This is a genomic window from Streptomyces sp. NPDC048182, assembly GCF_043202555.1.
Lineage (GTDB): Bacteria > Actinomycetota > Actinomycetes > Streptomycetales > Streptomycetaceae > Streptomyces.
The window spans coordinates 60,438-80,478 of record NZ_JBIDAQ010000013.1; the positions used below are offsets into that span (position 1 = coordinate 60,438).

Annotated in this window: 18 protein-coding genes; 9 read left to right on the top strand and 9 right to left on the bottom strand. The window is 73.8% G+C overall.

Features of this window, described 5'->3' with window-relative positions; translation table 11 throughout:
- Nucleotides 1–68 precede the first annotated feature (68 nt).
- From ACGFZL_RS23995 to ACGFZL_RS24010, 4 genes are all read left to right on the top strand, one after another.
- Nucleotides 69–1,553, top strand: coding sequence for an oligopeptide:H+ symporter (locus ACGFZL_RS23995; RefSeq protein WP_355171838.1), 1,485 nt, complete (start codon nucleotides 69–71; stop codon nucleotides 1,551–1,553).
- A 33-nt stretch (nucleotides 1,554–1,586) separates the two neighbouring features.
- Complete coding sequence (locus ACGFZL_RS24000; protein WP_393694564.1) at nucleotides 1,587–3,602, top strand: CocE/NonD family hydrolase; 2,016 nt, start codon at nucleotides 1,587–1,589, stop codon at nucleotides 3,600–3,602.
- 116 nt (nucleotides 3,603–3,718) lie between these two features.
- Nucleotides 3,719–4,945, top strand: a complete 1,227-nt coding sequence (locus ACGFZL_RS24005; RefSeq protein WP_393694780.1) for a Cmx/CmrA family chloramphenicol efflux MFS transporter — start codon at nucleotides 3,719–3,721, stop codon at nucleotides 4,943–4,945.
- A 128-nt stretch (nucleotides 4,946–5,073) separates the two neighbouring features.
- Nucleotides 5,074–6,564, top strand: coding sequence for an APC family permease (locus tag ACGFZL_RS24010; protein ID WP_393694566.1), 1,491 nt, complete (start codon nucleotides 5,074–5,076; stop codon nucleotides 6,562–6,564).
- 10 nt (nucleotides 6,565–6,574) lie between these two features.
- Here ACGFZL_RS24010 and ACGFZL_RS24015 read toward each other — a convergent pair whose 3' ends face one another.
- Nucleotides 6,575–7,435, bottom strand: a complete 861-nt coding sequence (locus tag ACGFZL_RS24015) for an NAD(P)H-binding protein (RefSeq protein WP_393694568.1) — start codon at nucleotides 7,433–7,435, stop codon at nucleotides 6,575–6,577.
- Between the two features lie 91 nt (nucleotides 7,436–7,526).
- Here ACGFZL_RS24015 and ACGFZL_RS24020 point away from each other — a divergent pair, with 91 nt between their 5' ends.
- Complete coding sequence (locus ACGFZL_RS24020; RefSeq protein ID WP_393694570.1) at nucleotides 7,527–8,276, top strand: TetR/AcrR family transcriptional regulator; 750 nt, start codon at nucleotides 7,527–7,529, stop codon at nucleotides 8,274–8,276.
- On the opposite strand, the gene ACGFZL_RS24025 is transcribed toward ACGFZL_RS24020, so the two are convergent.
- A complete protein-coding gene (locus ACGFZL_RS24025) occupies nucleotides 8,273–8,620 on the bottom strand; it encodes a DUF1330 domain-containing protein (protein ID WP_393694572.1) in 348 nt (115 codons plus the stop codon). The two genes, ACGFZL_RS24020 and ACGFZL_RS24025, sit on opposite strands and share 4 nt — an antisense overlap.
- A gap of 187 nt (nucleotides 8,621–8,807) precedes the next feature.
- Here ACGFZL_RS24025 and ACGFZL_RS24030 point away from each other — a divergent pair, with 187 nt between their 5' ends.
- The 3 genes from ACGFZL_RS24030 (at nucleotide 8,808) to ACGFZL_RS24040 (ending at nucleotide 11,911) form a co-directional block, all read left to right on the top strand.
- Nucleotides 8,808–9,548 (top strand): VOC family protein, encoded by a 741-nt coding sequence (locus ACGFZL_RS24030; protein WP_393694574.1) that lies wholly within the window; start codon nucleotides 8,808–8,810, stop codon nucleotides 9,546–9,548.
- A 73-nt stretch (nucleotides 9,549–9,621) separates the two neighbouring features.
- Nucleotides 9,622–11,460: a SpoIIE family protein phosphatase gene (locus ACGFZL_RS24035; protein WP_393694576.1), complete on the top strand. Its 1,839-nt coding sequence runs from the start codon at nucleotides 9,622–9,624 to the stop codon at nucleotides 11,458–11,460.
- A gap of 58 nt (nucleotides 11,461–11,518) precedes the next feature.
- Nucleotides 11,519–11,911, top strand: coding sequence for a nuclear transport factor 2 family protein (locus tag ACGFZL_RS24040; protein WP_355171821.1), 393 nt, complete (start codon nucleotides 11,519–11,521; stop codon nucleotides 11,909–11,911).
- 46 nt (nucleotides 11,912–11,957) lie between these two features.
- Here the strand turns inward: ACGFZL_RS24040 and ACGFZL_RS24045 are convergent, their stop codons facing one another.
- A complete protein-coding gene (locus ACGFZL_RS24045; protein WP_355171819.1) occupies nucleotides 11,958–12,149 on the bottom strand; it encodes an antitoxin in 192 nt (63 codons plus the stop codon).
- Nucleotides 12,150–12,397: 248 nt separating this feature from the next.
- On the opposite strand from ACGFZL_RS24045, the gene ACGFZL_RS24050 reads away from it, so the two are divergent.
- The gene (locus ACGFZL_RS24050) at nucleotides 12,398–13,624 is read left to right on the top strand and encodes a cytochrome P450 (RefSeq protein ID WP_393694579.1); all 1,227 of its coding nucleotides are present in this window, start codon (nucleotides 12,398–12,400) and stop codon (nucleotides 13,622–13,624) included.
- A 90-nt stretch (nucleotides 13,625–13,714) separates the two neighbouring features.
- On the opposite strand, the gene ACGFZL_RS24055 is transcribed toward ACGFZL_RS24050, so the two are convergent.
- From ACGFZL_RS24055 to ACGFZL_RS24080, 6 genes are all read right to left on the bottom strand, one after another.
- Nucleotides 13,715–14,977: a cytochrome P450 gene (locus tag ACGFZL_RS24055; RefSeq protein ID WP_355171815.1), complete on the bottom strand. Its 1,263-nt coding sequence runs from the start codon at nucleotides 14,975–14,977 to the stop codon at nucleotides 13,715–13,717.
- On the bottom strand, nucleotides 14,974–15,591 hold the full coding sequence (locus ACGFZL_RS24060; RefSeq protein WP_393694582.1) for an ATP/GTP-binding protein: 618 nt from the start codon (nucleotides 15,589–15,591) through the stop codon (nucleotides 14,974–14,976). The genes ACGFZL_RS24055 and ACGFZL_RS24060 overlap by 4 nt, the downstream gene beginning before the upstream one ends.
- Complete coding sequence (locus ACGFZL_RS24065) at nucleotides 15,572–15,928, bottom strand: DUF742 domain-containing protein (protein ID WP_355171811.1); 357 nt, start codon at nucleotides 15,926–15,928, stop codon at nucleotides 15,572–15,574. Before ACGFZL_RS24065 ends, ACGFZL_RS24060 begins: the two co-directional genes overlap by 20 nt.
- A complete protein-coding gene (locus tag ACGFZL_RS24070; protein ID WP_355171809.1) occupies nucleotides 15,925–16,344 on the bottom strand; it encodes a roadblock/LC7 domain-containing protein in 420 nt (139 codons plus the stop codon). The genes ACGFZL_RS24065 and ACGFZL_RS24070 overlap by 4 nt, the downstream gene beginning before the upstream one ends.
- 109 nt (nucleotides 16,345–16,453) lie before the next feature.
- Nucleotides 16,454–18,268 (bottom strand): ATP-binding protein, encoded by a 1,815-nt coding sequence (locus tag ACGFZL_RS24075; RefSeq protein ID WP_393694585.1) that lies wholly within the window; start codon nucleotides 18,266–18,268, stop codon nucleotides 16,454–16,456.
- A 214-nt stretch (nucleotides 18,269–18,482) separates the two neighbouring features.
- A complete protein-coding gene (locus tag ACGFZL_RS24080; RefSeq protein ID WP_393694587.1) occupies nucleotides 18,483–19,937 on the bottom strand; it encodes a glycoside hydrolase family 43 protein in 1,455 nt (484 codons plus the stop codon).
- Nucleotides 19,938–20,041: the final 104 nt, after the last annotated feature.

Below are 20,041 nucleotides of genomic sequence, written 5' to 3' on the forward strand. Positions count from 1 at the left end.
CGCGCGAACCATGGTGGACGAGCCCTGAGGAAGCGCCGGTATGCGGCTTATGTGCCACGCTGAAGAGCGTGACGGCCGACGTTGAGGAACCGCCCACCCGGGACGACCGCGCCTTCTTCGGGCAGCCCAGGGGTCTGCTCACCCTGTCGGGTCTGGAGGTCTGGGAGCGCTTCTCGTTCCTCGGCATGCAGGCCATCCTGGTGCTGTACTTCGCCGACACGGTCGCGCACGGCGGCCTCGGCATGGACGAGGGCACCGCGGCCTCCGTGTCCGCCGCCTACGGCACCCTCGTCTACCTGGTCTCCGTCGCCGGCGGCTGGCTCGCCGACCGCATCCTCGGCTCCTACCGCGCCGTCCTGTGGGGTGGCGTCCTCATCGCGCTCGGCCACTACTCGATGGCCGTGCCCACCGCCACCATGACCTGGGTCGGCCTCGGTCTGATCAGCGCCGGCACCGGCCTGCTCAAACCCAACGTCGCCGCGATGGTCGGCAAGCTCTACGCCACCGACGACGAGCGCCGCGACGCCGGCTTCGCCCTCTACTACATGGGCATCAACATCGGCGCCTTCGCCGGCCCCCTGATCACCGGCTGGCTCGGCGAGCACCAGGGCTGGCACTGGGGCTTCTCGGCCGCCGCCTTCGGCATGACCCTCGGCCTGATCCAGTACGTCGCCGGGCGGCGCCACCTGGCGGGCCGCAAGCACGCCGCCGAGTTCGCGCTGAGCCCGCCCGCACTGCGCCGCGCGGTCCGGCTGATGATCGTCGGCGCCGTGGCCTTCGCCGCGCTGTGCGGCCTGCTCGCCGGGGTCGGCTGGCTCACCATGGACCGGTTCGTGGACGTGCTCACGATCGTCTCGGTGATCGCCCCCGTCGTCTACTTCTGGGTGATGTTCACCAGTCCCCGGGTCAGCGCCGAGGAACGCGGGCGGCTGCGGCCCTACATCGTGCTCTTCCTCGCCTCGGTCGTCTTCAACTTCATCCTCTTCCAGGCGTACTCGACGATGATCCTGCTGGCCTCCACCAACGCCCGCAGCACCATCCTCGGCTTCGACTTCCCCTCCAGCTGGTACGCCTCCGCGCTCGGCGCCTTCGAGGTGGCCCTCGCCCCCGTGGTCGCCGCCGTCTGGGTGCGGCTCGGCCGCCGCCAGCCGCACGTCTCCAACAAGATCGCCCTCGGCGTGATCCTCGGCGGTCTGTCCTTCCTGCTCATGGTGATCCCCACCTCGGGTCACTCCGGCGACGACTACCTGATGGCCGCCTGGTGGATCGTCGGCTCCTACCTGCTGCTCGGCCTCGGCGACGTGCTCCTGGAGACGTCCGGCCTCTCGGCCAGCAGCAAGCTCGCCCCGCGGGCCTTCTCCAGCCAGACCATGGCCCTGTGGTTCCTCTCGCTGGCCATGGCCAACGGCATCCAGGCCCAGGTGGTCAAGGTCTACGACGACGTCTCCCACCCCGCCTACTTCGGCGTCAACGGCGCCGTGGCCGTCCTCCTCGGCCTGGTCGTCGTCGCCCTCGCGCCCTGGCTGCGCCGCACCATGCACCCCGTCCACTGAAACAGCCCACCGGCCCGCCGGAAGGTACCGCCCATGCGCATCGCCACGGACTTCCCGTACGAGACGACCCGCGAGGACGTCCGCATCCCGATGCCGGACGGCACCCGGCTGTACGCGCGGATCTGGCGCCCCGTCACCGGCGAGCCGGTCCCCGCCCTCCTGGAGTACCTGCCCTACCGCCTCAGCGACTGGACCGCGCCCCGCGACAGCCAGCGCCACCCCTGGTACGCCGGACACGGCTACGCCTCCGTCCGCGTCGACGTGCGCGGGCACGGCAACAGCGAGGGCCTGCCCGGCGACGAGTACGACGCCACCGAACTCGCCGACGGCGTCGCGGTCGTCGAATGGCTCGCCGCGCAGCCCTGGTGCGACGGCGGGGTCGGCATGTTCGGCATCTCCTGGGGCGGCTTCAACTCCCTGCAGATCGCCGCCCTCGCCCCCGAACCCCTCAAGGCCGTCGTCACCGTCTGCTCCGCCGACGACCGCTACGACAACGACGTGCACTACATGGGCGGCTCCGTCCTCGGCGTCGACATGCACGCCTGGGCCGCCACCATGCTGGCCTTCGTCTGCCGCCCGCCCGACCCGGAGTACGCCGGGGAGGACTGGCGCGAGCTGTGGCTGACCCGCCTGGAGGACGTCGACCCCTTCCTGCACACCTGGCTCGCCCACCAGACCCGCGACGCGTACTGGCGGCACGGCAGCGTCTGCGAGGACTACGGCGCGATCGGGGCCGCCGTCCTCGCGGTCGGCGGCTGGCACGACCCGTACCGCGACACCGTGCTCCGCCTGGTGGAGCACCTGCCGGCCGACCGGGTGCGCGGGCTGATCGGCCCCTGGTCCCACCAGTACCCGGACCGGGGCCTGCCGCCGGGCCCGGCGATCGGCTTCCTCCAGGAGACGCTGCGCTGGTGGGACCAGCACCTCAAGGGCCGGGACACCGGCATCATGACGGAACCGCTGCTGCGCTCCTGGATCAGCGACTCGCACCGCCCCGCCACCGTCTACCCCGAACTCCCCGGCCGCTGGGTCGGCGACACCGCCTGGCCGTCCCCGAACGTCACCCCCTCCACCCACACCCTGGGCGGCGACCCGGTCCTCGTCCGCTCCCCGCAGCACACCGGCGTCGACGCCGGGCGCTTCTTCCCGTTCGGCAACGACGCCGACCTGCCGCCCGACCAGCGCGAGGAGGACGCCCGCTCCGCCTGCTACGAGTTCCCCGTCACCGACGCCCCGGTCGAGATCCTCGGCCGCCCCCGGGTCACCCTGCGGCTGCGCATGGACGTGCCCTTCGGACAGGTGGTCGCCCGGCTGTGTGACGTGGCGCCCGACGGCTCCTCCACGCTGGTCACCCGGGGCGCCCTCAACCTCGCGGCACGCGAGGGCCGCGACCGGAGCGTGCCCTGGCCGCCCGGCGCCACCGAGACGGTCACCTTCGAGCTCAACGGCATCGGCCACGCCTTCCCGGCCGGCCACCGCGTCCGCCTCGCCGTCTCCTCCGCCTACTGGCCCTGGATCTGGCCGCAGTCCGGCTCTGCGGCGGGCTTCGTCCTCGACCCGGCCGGCTCCGCGCTCGAACTCCCCGTACGCGACGGCGACACCTCCGCCGAGGACGCCGCCATCGCCTTCGAACCGCCCGAGCAGGCCGAACCGCTGCGCGTCGCCGTGCCCGCGACCCTGGAGGAGGAGCGACCCGAGCGGCTGGTGGTGCGGGACGTCGCCGAGGGCGTGTGGCGTCTGGAGGTCGACCCGCGCTACGGCGGCACCCGCGTCTACCCCGACGGCCTGGAGTTCTCCGAGGACGCGCTGGAGACGTACACCATCCAGCAGGACGACCCGCTCTCCGCCCGGGCCCGGTCCGCCTGGACGATCCGGCTGCACCGCCCGGAACGCGGCTGGGACGTGCGCATCGAGACGCGCTCAGAGACCGCCTGCGACGCGACGGACTTCCTCGCGACCAACGAGGTCGTCTGCCGCGAGGGCGAGCAGGTCGTCTTCCACCGCACCTGGGAGCGGCGGATCCCCCGGGTGGCGCGCACGGAGGACTGACCGCCGTCCGCCTGCCGAGATGCCCGGCTGCGCGGGAATGGCAGGGGGGCCGGCCGTCGTTGACGACGATCATGCGTGAACCCTCCGCTCGGCCCGCCGATTCCGCCGCCGCCCGCATGCCGCTCGCCGTCTACATCCTCGGCCTGTCCGTGTTCGCCCTGGGCACCAGCGAGTTCATGCTCTCCGGCCTGCTGCCGCCCATCGCCGACGACATGGACGTGTCGATCCCGCGCGCCGGACTGCTGATATCGGCCTTCGCCATCGGCATGGTGATCGGCGCCCCGCTGCTCGCCGCCGCGACCCTGCGGCTGCCGAGGAAGACCACCCTGGTCGCGCTGATCTCGGTCTTCGGCCTCGGCCAGATCGCCGGCGCCCTCGCCCCGAGCTACGGCGTCCTGTTCGCCTCCCGCGTGGTCAGCGCCCTGGCCTGCGCCGGGTTCTGGGCGGTGGGCGCGGCCGTCGCCGTCGCGATGGTGCCGTTCACCGCGCGGGCCCGGGCCATGGCGGTGATGATCGGCGGCCTGTCCATCGCCAACGTGCTCGGCGTCCCGGCGGGCGCCTTCCTCGGCGAACACCTCGGCTGGCGCTCCGCGTTCTGGGCCGTGGGCGCAGCCTCCGCCGTCGCCCTCGTCGGCGTGGTCACCCTCATCCCGCGCATCCCGCTGCCCGAGCGGCGCCCCCGGCTGCGCGGCGAACTCGCCATCTACCGGGACCGGCAGGTGTGGCTGGCCATCGCGATGACCGCCCTCTCGGCCGGCGGCGTCTTCTGCGCCTTCTCCTACCTCGCCCCGCTGCTCACGGACGTCGCCGGCCTCCCCGACGGCTGGGTCCCCACCGTGCTGGCCCTCTTCGGCCTCGGCGCGCTGGTCGGCACGACTGTCGGCGGCCGGGTCGCCGACGCCCACCTCTTCGGCGTGCTCGTCTCGGGCATCACCGCCTCCACCGTGCTGCTCGCCGCCCTCGCGCTGGCCGCGTCCAGCCTCGCCGCCGTGATCGCGCTCTCCTTCCTGCTGGGCGTCTCCGCCTTCTACACCGCCCCCGCGCTCAACGCCCGCCTGTTCAACGTCGCCGGCGCCGCCCCCACCCTCGCAGGCGCCACCACCACGGCCGCGTTCAACCTGGGCAACACCGGCGGCCCGTGGCTCGGCGGCACGGTCATCGACGCCGGCTTCGGCTACGCCGCCACGGCCTGGGCCGGCGCGGCCATGGCCCTGGTCGCCGTCGCCCTGGCCACCGTCTCCCTGCGCCTGCACAGCCGCTCCCGGGTGATCCGCGTCGGCCGCACCGCGGCGCAGGACCCCGAGACCGCGACGGCGGAGCGGGAGGACGCCCGCCGGGCCTGACCCCCTGCCGCGCACTCGGGTGACGTGCGGCCCCGGACGGCGCTCGCAGCCCGGCAGGCACCGCCGGGGCGTGTTGGATGCCCTCAGGAACCGGCGATTACCGGCGATTACCGGCGAAATGAGGGCGCATGGCCGAGGCGGGCAGGGAAGCGGGCACACCGGACGGACTGAAGCCGAACGCGCTCTCGTTCCTCGACGCGCTCGTCATCGGCCTCAACTCCACCTCCCCGGCGTACTCCCTGGCCGCCGTGATCGGCCCGGTCGTCGTGCTCGTCGGCGTCTACGCCCCCGGTGTGCTGCTGGCCTCCTTCGTGCCGATGCTGCTCATCGCGTCGGCGTTCTACTACCTCAACCGCGTCGACCAGGACTGCGGGACCACCTTCTCCTGGGTCACCCGGGCCATGGGCCCCTGGGCCGGCTGGCTCGGCGGCTGGGCCATCACCATGACCGGCGTGCTGGTGGTGGGCTCGCTGGCCGACGTCGCGGTCACCTTCGGCCTGCTCACCGTCGGCCTCGACGGCCTCGCCGAGAACGACGCGCTGCGCCGGGTGCTGACCGTGCTGGTCATCATCGCCATGACCGCCGTCTGCGTGGTGGGCACCGAGCTGTCCGCAAAGGTGCAGAACGTCCTCATCCTCGCCCAGGTGGTCTGCCTGCTCGCCCTCGCCGTGGTGGCCCTCTACCGGGTCTACGCCGGCACCAGCCCGCTGCACTCGCTCACCCCGTCGATCCGCTGGCTCGACCCGTTCGGCGCCGGCGGCGCGCCGCTGACCGCCGCCCTCCTCCTCGGCGTCTTCACCTACTGGGGCTGGGAGTCGGCGGTGAACCTCACCGAGGAGACCGAGGACCCGGCCACCGCGCCGGGCAAGGCCGCCGTCTGGTCGACGGTCATCCTGCTGGTCACCTACGTGGCGGTGGCCTACGCCGTCGTGGCCCAGGCAGGACCCGGCTACCTCGCGGAGAACGCCGAGGAGGAGGAGTTCCTCTTCGCCCTCCTCGCCCACGAGGCGATGGGCGGCTGGGACTGGGTGGTGCTGCTCGCCGTCTGCACCTCCGCGCTCGCCTCGACGCAGACCACGATCATCCCGGCGTCGCGCACCGCGCTCTCCATGGCCCGCCGCGGCGCCCTGCCCCGCACCTTCGGCCACGTCCACCCCCGCTTCCGCACCCCCGACGTCAGCACCTGGTGGGTGGCCGGCATCGCCATCGCCTGGTACGTGGCGGTCAACCTCATCAGCGCCAACGCCCTGTTCGACTCGCTGACCGCCCTGTCCCTGCTGATCGCCTTCTACTACGCCCTGACCGGCGTCGCCTGCGCGGTCTACCACCGGCGCCACCTCACCGACAGCGTGCGGGGCTTCCTGCTGATCGGCGCGGGCCCGCTGATCGGCGCGGGGCTGCTCGCCTGGCTCCTCGTGGAGTCGGTCGCCGACATGGCCGACCCGGCCAACTCCTACAGCGGCGTCTCCTGGTTCGGTCTCGGCCCGCCGCTGGTGATCGGCATCGGCATCACGCTGGTCGGCGTGGTCCTGATGGTCGTCCGGCGGCTCACGGCGCCGGCCTTCTGGTCGGAGCGGCCCGGCGTGGCCGACCCCGACCTCGTGCGTGCCCGGCGGTGAGCCGGACCGGTCAGCCGGCGGCCAGGCCCTCCAGATGGGCCCGGACCGTGGTGGCCGGGCGGCCGAGGAGCCCGGCCAGGTCGGGCGTGACGGTGGCGAACTCGCCCGCCCGTGCGGCGCGGAACATGCCGAGCAGCAGCCGGGCCGCGTGCTCGGGCACGCCGCTGCCGGTCAGCGTGGCGACGTACTCCTCCTCCGGCACGACGACCCGCTCGACACGACGGCCGGTGATCTCGCCGAGCAGCCCGGCGACGGCGTCGAGGTCCAGCGCCTCGGGGCCGGTCAGCGGGGGAGTGGGCCCGTCGAACCGGCCCTCCTCGGCGAGGACGGCGGCGGCGGCCTCGGCCAGGTCGTCGTGCCCGGTCCAGGAGACCGGCCCGTCGGCCGGCGCGGCCAGCGTGCCGGTGCGCAGCGCGGGGCCGGCCAGCAGGTCCAGGGTGCTCGCGTAGAAGCCGTTGCGCAGCGCGGTGTACGCCACGCCCGACTTCGCCAGCACCTTCTCGGTGGCGGCGTGGTCGGGCATCGGCGCGAAGGCCGAGGTGGCCGAGGCGCCCTGGTGGCTGGTGTACAGCACCCGGCGGGCCCCGGCCTCGCGGGCGGCCTCGACGGCGGCCGTGTGCAGGGCGAGCGCCTCGGCGCCGGTGGTCGCCGCGGAGACGACGAGGACCTGCTCGGCGCCCTCGAAGGCGTGCGCGAGCGTCTCGGGCCGCGCGAAGTCGCCCCGGCGCACCCGCACGCCGCGTTCGGCGAGCCCGGAGGCCCGTTCCGGTTCGCGGACGCTCACGCCGACGCGGTCGGCGGGGACGCGGGTCAGAAGCTGCTCGACGGTGCGGGAGCCGAGCTTGCCGGTGGCTCCGGTGACGATGATCATGACTGCTCTCGATTCCGGTGGAAACGCTGGAAACGTGTTAGTGATATCGACGGTATCACCGGTGTTCGGGTGCTGCGTTATCGTCGTTACCATGACCATGGGCAGTGAGATCGCGGGGGCGGAGAGGCCGGCGGGCCGGGCCAGGCGCGAGGACACGCGGGACCGCGTCGTGCGCACCGCCGCCCGCCTGCTGACCGAGGGCGGCACGGACGCGGTCACCACCCGCGCCGTCGCCCAGGCGGCCGGTCTGCAACCGCCCGCCCTGTACCGGCTGTTCGCCGACAAGGACGCCCTCCTGGACGCCGCCGTCGAGCACGTCTACGCCGAGCACGTCGCCGCCAAGCGGTCCGCCGCCGCGGACTCGGCGGCCGGGGAGGAGGACCCGGTCGCGGAGCTGCGCGCGGGCTGGCGCACGCAGATCGAGTTCGGTCTGGCCAACCCCGCCGCGTTCCTGCTCACCGCCGACCCCGTACGGGCCGGCAAAACCCCGGCGCTGGCCCGCGGCATGGAGGTCCTGCGCGAGCGGGTGCGCCGCGTCGCCGCCGCCGGCCGCCTGGCGGTCGCCGAGCAACGCGCCGTCGACCTGATCCACGCGGCGGGCACCGGGGCCCTGCACACCCTGCTCGCCCTGCCGCCCGAGCGGCGCGACCCGGGCCTGGCCGACGCCCTCTTCGACGCCGTCGCCCGCTCGGTGCTCACCGACGCGCCCGCCCTGCCGACGGACGACACCGCCGCCGCGGTGACGGCATTCCGCGCCCTGGTGCCCCGCCTGCCCCGGCTGAGCCCCGCCGAGGCGGCCCTCCTCGACGAGTGGCTGGGGCGCGAACGGGGCGGTGCCTAGGAGGCGGACATCGCCGACCGCATCACCGCCGCCGTGGCCCGGGCGTCGTAGTCCTCGGGGACGCCCGGCACCAAGATGATGTCGCCCGCGATGTGCCGGGAGCGCAACGGCGCGATCTCCTGGTACGCGACCGAGTCCCACCAGGCGCCGGCCCGCTCCAGGGAGGGGAAGCCGATCACCACGACATGGCCCGGCCAGGCGCCCTCCTTCACCTCGTGCTGCGCGCCGTGCACCAGGAAGCGGCCACCGAAGGGCTCGAAGGTCGACGGGATGCGCTCGATGTACTCGGCGATGTCGGGGTGCGGGGCGACGTCACGCAGATGGGCGATGGCGTAGGCGGTCATGGCCGGGGTCCTTCCGGAGGGTCGGGCTCGATGACCCCGATCCTTCCGGGACCGGGGTCATGGGTCGATTACCTGACGGGTAACCCCGGCCCGGTGCCCCGAGGGGGGCGGCCTGCGTGCCCGCCGCGCCACCGGCGAGGACATGCCGTCCGCCGGGTGGGCGCGGTGGCCGCTTAGGATCACCCGCATGGCTCTGCGACCCGTGCAGGTGAACATCAAGGCCGTCGACAGCAGGGCCGTCGGCCGCTTCTGGGCCCAGGCACTCGGCCTGCACGCCCACCACCTCGACGTCACCACCTACGTCGGACCCGCCGGCGGCCTGGTCTGGCCGGACCCGCACACCCTCGGCATCGACGTCGTGCCGGTCCCGGGACCGAAGACGGCGGCCAAGAACCGTACGCACCTCGACCTCGCCACCACCTCCGCGGAACACCAGGCCGAAGTGGTCGCCCGCCTGACGGCCCTGGGCGCGACGCCCGTGGATGTCGGCCAGGGCGACGTGCCGTGGACGGTCCTCGCCGACATCGAGGGCAACGAGTTCTGCGTGCTGGACCCCCGGGAGGTGTACCGGGACACCGGGCCGCTCGCCGCGGTGGTGGTCGACTGCGCCGATCCCCGGGCCATGGCCCGGTTCTGGGCCGAGGCGACGGACTGGACCATGCACGAGGTCACCGACGGGTCCGCCACCCTGCGCTCCGCCGAGGGCACCGGCCCGTACCTGGAGTTCCTCCGCAAGCCCGGCGGGAAGGCCGCGCCCGACCGCGTCCACCTCGACCTCCTGCCGTACCCCGGCCACGACCCCGCCGCCGAGGCCGCCCGGCTGCGGGCGCTCGGCGCCACCGACCTCGACCTCGGCCAGGGCGACGCCCCGTGGACCTGCCTGACCGATCCGGAGGGCCACGAGTTCTGCGTCCTCGCGCCGTCCTGACACCCGGCTCCGAGCCGGCCCGCGCACCCCGGTGGGCGGACTGCGCAGGCGCTCCGGGCCCGGACGGCCGACCATGGGTGGGGACGGGCAGACCGGCGAGTGGACGGGAGCGGCACGGGTGGGCGGTGAGCGGGAACACCGGGACTCCGACGAGTACGTCACCGAGGTGCGCCAGGTCGAGGCCCTCAACCGGATGAGCGCCCGGGACGCCGCCGCGCCCCCGCCCCGCGACGCCGCGGACCGCGCCCACGCACGCGCCGCCGACGTGCTGACGACCGGGCACGCGCTGGCCCGGGCCGAGTCACCGCAGGAGGCGCTCGCCCTGGTCTCCCGGCTGGCCGACGCCTCGCTGCCGCTGCGCACCCAGGTGGTGCTGCGCCTGGACGGCGGGGCCCTGCAGGACACCGCCCAGTTCGGCCTCCGGACCCGCGGCGGCGACCACGGCCTGCGGGTGCCGCTCGGCACCCACCATCCGGCCGCCCAGGTGGCCCGTACCGGGGAAGCCGTCTTCCTGGGCTCCCCGGACGAGTACCGCACCCGGTTCCCCGCCGCCTGGCAGCGCTCGGACTGGGAGGGCCTGCGGGCCTGGGCCTACCTGCCGCTCACCACGCACGGGGAGCTGACCGGCGTATGGGGCGCCGCCTTCGCCACCACCCTGGAGATGACCGAGGGGATGCGCACCCTCCTGGCCGCCGTCGGCCGGCTGCTCGGGCAGAGCATGCAGCGCGCCCACACCGGCGAGGCCGAACTCGCGCTCGCCCAGAGCCTGCGCACCAGCATGGGCCGCGTCGGCCCCGGCGTCGGCGGCCTCTCGGTCGCCGCCCGCTACGTGCCCACCGGCGGCGGCCTGACGGTCGGCGGCGACTGGTACGACAGCCTCCACCTGCCCGACGGCCGCCTCGCCCTGGTCATCGGCGACGTCCAGGGCCACGACGCCCACGCCGCGGGGCTGATGTCCCAGCTGCGCACCGCGATCCGGGCCTACGCCGCCGAGGGGCACGGCCCCGACGCCGTCCTGGTCCGCGCCTCCCACTTCCTCGCGGCCCTGGACGGCGACCGCTTCGCCACCTGCGTCTACCTGGAGGCCGACCCCGCCACCGGCGTCCTGCGCATCGCCCGCGCCGGGCACCCGCACCCGGTGCTGCGGCTGCCCGACGGCACCTGCCTGCTCAAGCACCTGCGCGGCGGCCTGCCGCTCGGCCTCACCCTCGGGGAGGACGACTACCCGGTGAACGTCCTCACCCTCCAGGAGGGCGAGATCCTCATGCTCTGCACCGACGGCCTGATCGAGACCGGCGGCCACGACATGTACTCCGGCTGGCTCCGGGTGCGCGGCGCCCTCACCCCCGGCACACCCGACGACCTGGAGGGCCTCGCGGACCGGCTCCTCGGCGCCGTCGTCGGCCCCCAGGCGCCGGCCCACCTCGGCCACCTCGCCTCCCGCACCGACGACGACATCGCCCTGCTCCTGCTGCGCCGCGACGCCCGCGGGCCGCGCCCCGCCCTGCCCGAGCGGCACCTCCTCCTCACCCTGGAGCAGGACCAGGCGCAGGGCCTCGCCGAGGCACGCACGGAGCTGCAGGGGCTGCTGCACGACTGGGCGCGCTCCGAGCAGGTCGACACCGCCGTGCTGCTCGCCTCCGAGCTGCTCGGCAACGTCCTCGTCCACACCGAGCAGGCGGCCGTGCTGCGCGCCGACGTGGGCGGGGCCCCGGGCCACCGCCGGCTCCGGGTGGAGGTCACCGACCGCAGCGACGAGATCCCGCACCAGCGCGCCCCCGGCGAGCTCTCCTCCTCGGGCCGCGGCCTGGTCCTCCTCGACCTGCTGGCCCACCGCTGGAACGTCCGCCCCGAACCGGTGGGCAAGACGGTCTGGTTCGAACTCGACGAGGACGGCCCGGCGGAGGCGTGACCGGCCCTGCTCGCTAGCCTGGGCCCACCTGCCCGTCGCATCGCCCAGAGGTGGTCCCATGCACCCGTTCCGCAAGGCCGTCGAGAACCGCGACCCGGCCGCCCTCGAGGCGCTGCTCGCCGAGGACGTCGTCTTCACCAGCCCAGTGGCCTTCAAGCCGTACCCGGGCAAGGCCATCACCGCGGCGATCCTGCGGGGCGTCCTACGGGTCTTCGAGGACTTCGCCTACGAGCGGGAGATCGCGGACCCCGGCGGCCGGGACCACGCGCTGGTCTTCACCGCGACGGTCGGCGGCAAGCGGATCCAGGGCTGCGACTTCCTCCACTTCGACGAGGAGGGCCTGATCGACGACCTGACGGTCATGGTCCGCCCGCTCTCCGCGGCCCAGGCCCTCGCCGAGGCCATGGGCGCCCAGTTCGACCGCATCGCCGCCGAGGCGGCCGAGGCATAGCCGCGCCCCCGGCGGGAGTGCCGGGGGCGCGGGGGGACGCGAGGCGTCAGTGCTTGTCCGTGCCGCCGCCGTAACTGCGGCGGGCGGCGTCGGCGGCCTTGTCGGTCTGCGCGTCGTACTTGTTGCCCGTGCGCTCGTCGACCATCCGCTCGGCGCGCTCGACGCCCTTATCGGCCTGGTCCGGGTGACCCTTGGCCATGTCCTTGGCCTTCTTCGCCATATCGCCCAGCTTGCCCATGGTGGGATACCTCCCGTGTTCGGACGTGCGTCGTACGTGACGGCGGGTACCCCCCGAATCCGGGTGGAATCCTCCCTTCCTCTTCGAGGGGCACGTTCGGGGGCACGCATCGTTCCGGAAGATCCCCACCGGCGATTTTCGGCCAACGATCGTTCAGGGATCAACCGGGGAGCCATCGGGACTGTTTCGCCCGCGAAATGATCAATAGCCTGGTGGCCGACGCCCCGTCACTGATCCCAGGAGCCTTCATGTCCACCGCGCAGCAGGTGCCCGACATCCTCTCGCCCGAGTTCGCGGCCGATCCCTACCCGGCCTACCGCGTGATGCGCGAGAGCGCGCCCCTCTTCTGGCACGAGGCCACCCAGAGCTGGATCGTCTCGCGCTACGAGGACGTCGAGCGCGTCTTCAAGGACAAGGCCGGACAGTTCACCACCGACAACTACGACTGGCAGATCGAGCCGGTGCACGGCAAGACGATCCTCCAACTCAGCGGGCGCGAGCACGCGGTGCGCCGCGCCCTGATCGCCCCCGCCTTCCGCGGCAGCGACCTCCAGGAGAAGTTCCTGCCCGTCATCGACCGCAACTCCCGCGAACTCATCGACGGCTTCCGGCACACCGGCTCCGCCGACCTGGTCGCCGACTACGCCACCCGCTTCCCGGTCAACGTGATCGCCGACATGCTGGGCCTCGACAAGGCCGACCACGCCCGCTTCCACCGCTGGTACACGGCCGTCATCGCCTTCCTCGGCAACCTCTCGGGCGACCCCGAGGTGGCCGCGGCCGGCGACCGCACCCGCGTCGAGTTCGCCGAGTACATGCTGCCGATCATCCGCGAGCGACGCGACAACCTGGGCGACGACCTGCTCTCGTCGCTGTGCGCCGCCGAGGTCGACGGCGTGAAGATGAGCGACGAGGACATCAAGGCGTTCTGCAGCCTGCTGCTCGCCGCCGGCGGCGAGACCACCGACAAGGCCATCGCCAGCATCTTCGCCAACCTGCTGGTCAACCCCGACCAGCTCGCCGCCGTCCGCGCCGACCGCAGCCTGATCCCGCGGGCTTTCGCCGAGACCCTGCGCTTCACCCCGCCGGTCCACATGATCATGCGGCAGTCCGCGACCGACGTCGAGCTGAGCGGCGGCACCATACCCGCCGGCGCCACCGTCACCTGCCTGATCGGCTCCGCCAACCGGGACGAGCGGCGCTACGAGAACCCGGACCGCTTCGACATCCTCCGCGACGACCTCACCGCCACGACCGCCTTCTCGGCCGCCGCCGACCACCTGGCCTTCGCCCTCGGCCGGCACTTCTGCGTCGGCGCGCTGCTCGCCAAGGCCGAGGTCGAGACCGGCGTCGACCAGCTCCTGGACGCCATGCCCGACCTGCGTCTGGCCGACGGCTTCGACCCGGTCGAGCAGGGCGTCTTCACCCGGGGCCCGGGGACCCTGCCGGTGCGCTTCACCCCCGTGACCGGCTGACCCCGGGCGAGCGGCGCGGCGACGGGCCCCTCGCGGGCGGGGCCCCGGCGCCCGCGGGCGCCGCGGGAACCGCCGCCCACCGCACGGCGCCTACTGCACCACCGGCGTGAACCGCACCGGAAGCCCCGTCAGGCCGCGCATCCAGATCGACGGCCGCCACGCCAGCTCCGCCGGCTCCACCGCGAGGACCAGGTCCGGCAGCCGGTCGAGCAGCGTCTCCACCGCCGTGCGCGCCATCACGTCCGCGAGCAGCGGGGCCGGATAGGGGCAGCGGTGCTCCCCGTTGCTGAACGACAGGTGCGCGGCGTTCTCCGCGCCCACATGGGACTCCGGCCAGATCTGCGGATCGGTGTTGGCCGCGGCGAGCCCCAGCACCAGGCAGTCGCCGGCCCGGATGTGCCGCCCGCCCAGCTGGGTGTCCCGCGCCGCCCAGCGCCCGATGAAGTTCTGCGTCGGCGTGTCCAGCCACAGCACCTCGTTGAGCGCCTCGCCCACGCTGAGCCGCCCGCCGGAGACGTTCACGGCGAACCGCTCGTCCGTCAGCAGCAGCCGCAGCGTGTTGCAGATCCAGTTCGCCGTCGGCTGCTGCGCCGCGGCGATCACCGAGATGAGGTCCTGGACGATCTCCTCGTCCGTCAGCCCCGCCGCGTGCCGCAGCATCCGCGAGGTGACGTCGGCGCCGGGGTTGGCCCGCTTGTCCTCGACCAGCTGCCGCAGCCGCGCGCCCACCCTGCCGTACGCCGCCACCGGGTCGTCGCCCTCCGCGGCGTCCAGCGAGATCCGCAGGTCGTCCACGAGCTGCTCGGTGTCCCCGCCCGAGGTCGGCATGCCGCACACCTGCACCACGGCCCGCATCGGCAGCGCGTGCACGTACGACGCCATCAGCTCGGTGTGGCCGGTGCCGGCGAAGGCGTCGATGAGCTGGTCGGCGATGAGCCGGCAGTCCCGGGCCAGCTCGAACTGGTCGACGCCCTCCAGGGCCTCGGTGATCACCCCGGCCCTGACCCGGTGCTCGTCGCCCTCGGTGAACAGCACCGAGGGCTGGTATCCGACGAACGGCAGCAGCGGCCAGTCCGCGGGGATGTTCGGCCACTGGTTCCAGCGCCGGGAGTCCCGCGCGAACAGCTCGTCGTGACTGGTGACGTAGGAGACCTCGGAGTAGCCGAGCACCAGCCAGGCCGGAATGTCCCCGTCGAGCAGCACCGGCGCCACCGCGCCGTGCTCCCGGCGCAGCGCGCGGTACAGCTGCGAGGGCGTCTGCTGGTACTCGAGGCCGCCGAGGCGCACCGCGTCGGGGTGCGCCGGGCAGCCCGCGGCGGCCGTCCGCGCGGACGGGGAACCGGTGTCGGTCACGGTGTCGCCTCCTGGGCCATGGCCAGTTCGTAGAGGTGGTCCACGAGGGTGATCAGCACGTCCTTGCTGGACTGGCGCACCCGCGCGTCGCAGTCGACCATCGGCACGTGCGCGGGGAGCGCGAGCGCCTGGCGTATCTCGTCCAGGGAGTAGCGGTGCGCGTCGTCGTCGAACCGGTTGACGGCCACCACGAACGGCGTCCGGTGGTGCTCCAGGCGGTCGATGGCGTACCAGGAGTCGTCCATCCGGCGGGTGTCCACCAGCACCACCGCGCCGAGGGTGCCCGAGAAGAGGCGGTCCCACAGGAACCAGAAGCGCTCCTGGCCCGGCGCGCCGAACAGGTACAGGACCATGCGGTCGTTCAGGCTGATCCGCCCGAAGTCGAACGCCACCGTCGTGGTGGTCTTGCCCGCCACCGCGCTCGTCTCGTCGACGCCGACGCCGGCCTGCGTCATCACCTCCTCGGTGTTCAGCGGCCGGATCTCGCTCACCGAGCCGACCAGGGTCGTCTTGCCCACGCCGAAGCCGCCCACGACGACGATCTTCAGGCCGGTCTCCGCCCCGTCGGCGAGCGGCGTGCGGTGGGACGGCAGCTCAGAGGTTGCGGAGCCCATGGAGCACCTCCTTGAGAAGGTCGGAATCCGGGAGCGCGGCGAGGGAGCGGGCCGCGCGCGGGTGGCGGGCGGTGATGCGCCCCGTGCCGAGCAGGTCGCCGAGCAGGATCCGCACCACCGTGACCGGCAGGCCCAGTTCGGCGGCGATCTCGACCACGGCCGTCGGGTGCTCGCACAGCTCCAGGATGCGGACGTGCTCGGACTGCATCCCGCCGCTGGGCCGGCATTCGCTCACGATGAGCGTGACCAGGTCGAAGGAGTCCTCGGCACGGCTGCGTCCGCCGGTCACCGTGTAGAGCCGGTCGGGATCGCCGGTGTCGACGGGTTTGCGCGTCACGGCGTGGCGCTCCCCCCTGCCGGATTGCGGGGCTCGGCCCGCAGGTGCTCGCCGATCTGCTCGACCAGCTCCGTCATCTGATGGCCCACCACGCCCGGGTCGGCGCTCTCGTCGGCGACGACCGCGAGGTGGGCGCCCTGCCCGGCCTCCACGATGAACAGCAGTCCGCCGTGGAACTCGGTCATGGAGTGCCGGACGCCGCCGGTGCCGTCGCCGAACTCCATGGACGCGCCCTGGGCGAGGGCCTGGATGCCGGAGCAGATGGCCGCCAGCTGGTCGGCCTGGTCGAGCGAGAGGTACTCGGTCCAGCACAGCTTCAGGCCGTCGCGGGAGAGGACCAGCGCGTGGCGGGTGCCGGGGGTCTGCTCCAGCAGCCTCTGCAGGAGCCAGGTGAGGCTGTTGTCGGTGGTCTGCATGACGGTGGCGGGGCGGTGGCATCCGGCTGGCCGGTCACCGGCCCGGTCCTCCAATCCGGGGGGAACTGGGGCGGGGGAGTGGGCGGGGAAGGACGGGGTGTGCGGCGGCCTACGGACCGGCCGGCGGGCCCGGCTCGGGCGGGGTCGCCGGGCCGGTGCCGGTGCCGGTGCCGCCGCCGCGGCGTCCGCGGTGGAAGGCGCCGAAGCGGGCACCGGCGTCGCGGGCCGGGCGCCCGCCGGACCCGGCGGCGTCGTCCGCCGCCGGCGCGGAACGGCGCTGCTCGCGCTCCCGCTCCGCCTCGGCCATGGTGCGTCCGGGGGTGCGGACGGGCAGGCCGTTCGGCGTGGCGCCGGTGGGATCCGGGCGCGCGGCCTGTTCGGGCAGCGGCACCCGGGTGGGGAGGGGCTCCGCGGCCACGGCGGGTCCGGTGGCCGCGGGGGCCTCGGCGGCGGGCACCTCGGAGGCCAGGGGGCCGACGGGGGCTTCTGCTCCCGGGGGCGCCGGAGAGGGGGCGGGGGCGGGCGCGGAGGCCGGCGCCGGCGCGGTGAGCAGGGTGGGCCCCTGCGCCTCCCGGCCGTGCCGCTGGGCCAGCAGCTGCCGGGGCAGCAGGACGACGACCCCGGTGCCGCCCCGCGAGGACGGGCGGTAGTTGACGCTGATGCCGTACTTCACCGCGATCCGGCCCACCACGGCGAGGCCGAGCCGGGTGCCCTGGAGCGAGGCGAGGTCGCCGGTGTGGCCGCCGACGGCCGCCGCCGCGTGGCGCATCGCCGCGTCGGCCATCTTCAGGCCGCTGTCCTCGATGGTGACGACGACGCCCGCGCTGCGCTCCTCGACGTAGACGTGCACCTCGTCGATGGGCGGGGAGAAGTTCGCCGCGTTGTCCATCAGCTCGGCGAGCAGGTGCATGACGCCCTCGGCGGCGAAGCCGGAGATCGCGGTGGCGGTCGAGCAGTGCAGGCGCACCCGCTGGTAGGCGGCGATGCGGCCGGCGGCGCCGCGCAGGATGCTCTCCATGACGATCGGCTTGTTCCAGGCCCGGCTGGACCGGCCGCCCATGAGCAGGGCCAGGCGGTCCGTCATCAGGCCGAGCTGCGAGGTGCTGTGGTCCAGGCGCAGCAGGTCGCCGAAGACCTCCTCGCCGTGCCGCTCCTGCATGTCCCGCAGGTCGGCCAGCATGCCGACCGCCTTGGCCTGGACGCGGCTGAGCGCCTTGGCGGAGGCGGCCTGCGCCGCGGCGGCCCGCCGCTCGCTGAGCGCCAGCTCGCGGACGAAGGACTCGGCCGGGGTGCGCAGCATCGCCAGCCGGGGCAGGTCGAGTTCGCCGAGCACGGTGTCGGCCGACTGGCCCTCGCGCAGCCGCGCGACCGCGCCGGGCAGGGTCTCCCCGGCGAGCCGCTCCAGCTCGCCCGCCGCCCGGTCCAGGTCGTGCCGGGCCTGCCGGCGCTCACCGTCGAGCGCTGCCGCGCGCCGTACGTCCTCCTCGACCACCGCGGCGAACGCCCCGACCAGGCGGTGCAGTTGCGGGTCGGCCGGCGGCGCCGTGCCGGCCAGCGCGTCGGCCGCGCTCGCGCCGTCCCGCAGCCGCTTGGTGAGCGCGGGCAGCGTCACGTTGGCGAGGTGCGCGATCTCCGACGACAGCCGCGTCACCGAGGTCTTCAGGTGGTCGGCCTCCGACGCCTGCGCGGCGGCGGTGTGGCGGGCCCGCTGGACGCGCCGGTGGCCGGCCAGGACGGCGACGGTCAGGCACACCCAGGCGACCGCGGCCACCGCGAGCGACCAGGGTCCGGCGCCGGCCGGCGCCATGGCCACCGCCGCGCCGGCGGCCATGGCACTCACCACCAGCACCGCCGCGGGCGCGGCCGACGTGGTGCGCGGCACCTTGGCGGATCGGTGCTGACTGGGTGGTGCAGGCACTGGCATTCCGCGGTCCCTCAGTCCGTAAGAGCATTCAGTCCGCAGGAGGGGTCGCCAAAGGGAAGGCGATCTTCCGACCGGACACTGCCTCATGCTAGTCACCCCGGAGGGTGAGTTGATCGCCCAGGCCATCTCGTGGACGCTCGGCCCGACTTAGGCCGGAACCCGACGGCCGGTGTGACGCATGATGGTAGAGGGACCGCTGCCTGCTCCGGCGGACTCAGTCGGTGTACACCTCCGCCCGGTCCACGCTCACGAACGCCGCCTTGGCGGAGGCGTTGCGCTCCCCGGTGACCCGGACCGTGAGCGTGTGGGTGCCGTAGGGCAGGCGTGGACTGAGGTACTGGAGCGTCTCGCCGGTGCGGATCGCGCCGTAGAAGTCGACCCGCCGTTCGGCGCCCCCGTCGACGCTGACGGCCCCGATGCCGTTGCCGGTGTCCTGCACGGAGAGCAGGGCGATCCGGGTGCCGGTGAACCGGAACGTCGCGGTGTTGCCCGCCCGGTCGCTCCAATGGTCGTCGCCCCAGAAGCACTGCGCGGCGCAGCCGGTGCCGGAGTTCCACGTCCCCCCGAAGGCCACCGTGCCGCTGCCGCTGGAGCGGCCGTCGTCGTTGATCCAGTGGTTGCCCGAGCCCGGGTCGCCGGAGGGCAGGTCCTGCGTGGCGCCCAGGGCGAGCGGGGTACCGAGGTCGGGGCTGCCGTCGACGCGCCAGCCGATCTTCTGCGCGCGGGTGGTGCGGTTGGAGTAGGTGAACTCCTTGGTGGTCTTGGCGTGGTAGACGATCCAGTCCTCCCGGCCGTCCGGGGAGCGGAAGAAGGCGTGGTGGCCCGGCCCGAAGACGCCCCGGGCGTCGTTGCGGGAGAACACGGCGCCGCTGTGCTGCGTCCAGTTGCCCGGCACCAGGGGGTCGGCGCCGTCGGGCAGGGACATCATCCAGAGCTGGTAGTCGGGCTTGCCGGTGTCGCAGGTGGAGTACGTCATCCAGGTGCGGCCGTTGCGGTAGAGGAACTCGGGTCCCTCGCGGACCTCCGGGCAGCCGCCGGCGCCGTTCAGCGCGACCGCGTTGCCGGAGACGGTCCAGGGGTTGGACAGCGGCGCGAGGTTCAACCCGTTGTGCTGGTAGGCGTTGATGCCGCTGTAGGCGAGGTAGAGCCGGCCGCCCAGTTGAAGGATTCCGGGGTCGATGGCGAAGTCGTTGGCGTGGTTGGGCGGGGTGAGTTTCGCCTTGAAGTGGTACGGACCGGCCGGGTCGTCGGCGTCCGACTCGAGGACGTACAGCCGGTGGTGGTCGTCCACCCCGTCGTCGGCCGTGTAGTACAGGTACCAGCGGTTGCCCACGCGGTAGAACTCGGGCGCCCAGAGGTGCTGGTTGCGGGAGGGGTCGGTGTCCCGCCAGACGGTGATCGGCTCGGCGTCGAGCAGGGTGCTCAGCGAGGGCGAGCGCCACATCTTGATGCTGTCGCCCTGTGTGGTGGTGAGGTGGTAGTTCCCGTTGGCGTAGGTCATGTACGGGTCGGGGCCGGTGTTCAGCGGATTGCGGAAGGTCCCCGCCGCCGCCGTGGCCGCGCTCGGCGAGCCGGCCGCGGTCTGCGGGACCGCGACCAGGCCGGCGAGCAGGGCGAACAGCAGGGTGACCAGCGGGGTGACGAGCATGGTGCGGGAGCGGGCGGACATCGGCGGCTCCTGGGTGTGGGGGATGCGCGGGTGTCGTGAACGCCGTTCCGGGCGGGGCCGGGTGACGGCTGTTCATGGCATGGCACCATGCCGCTTACATCGAT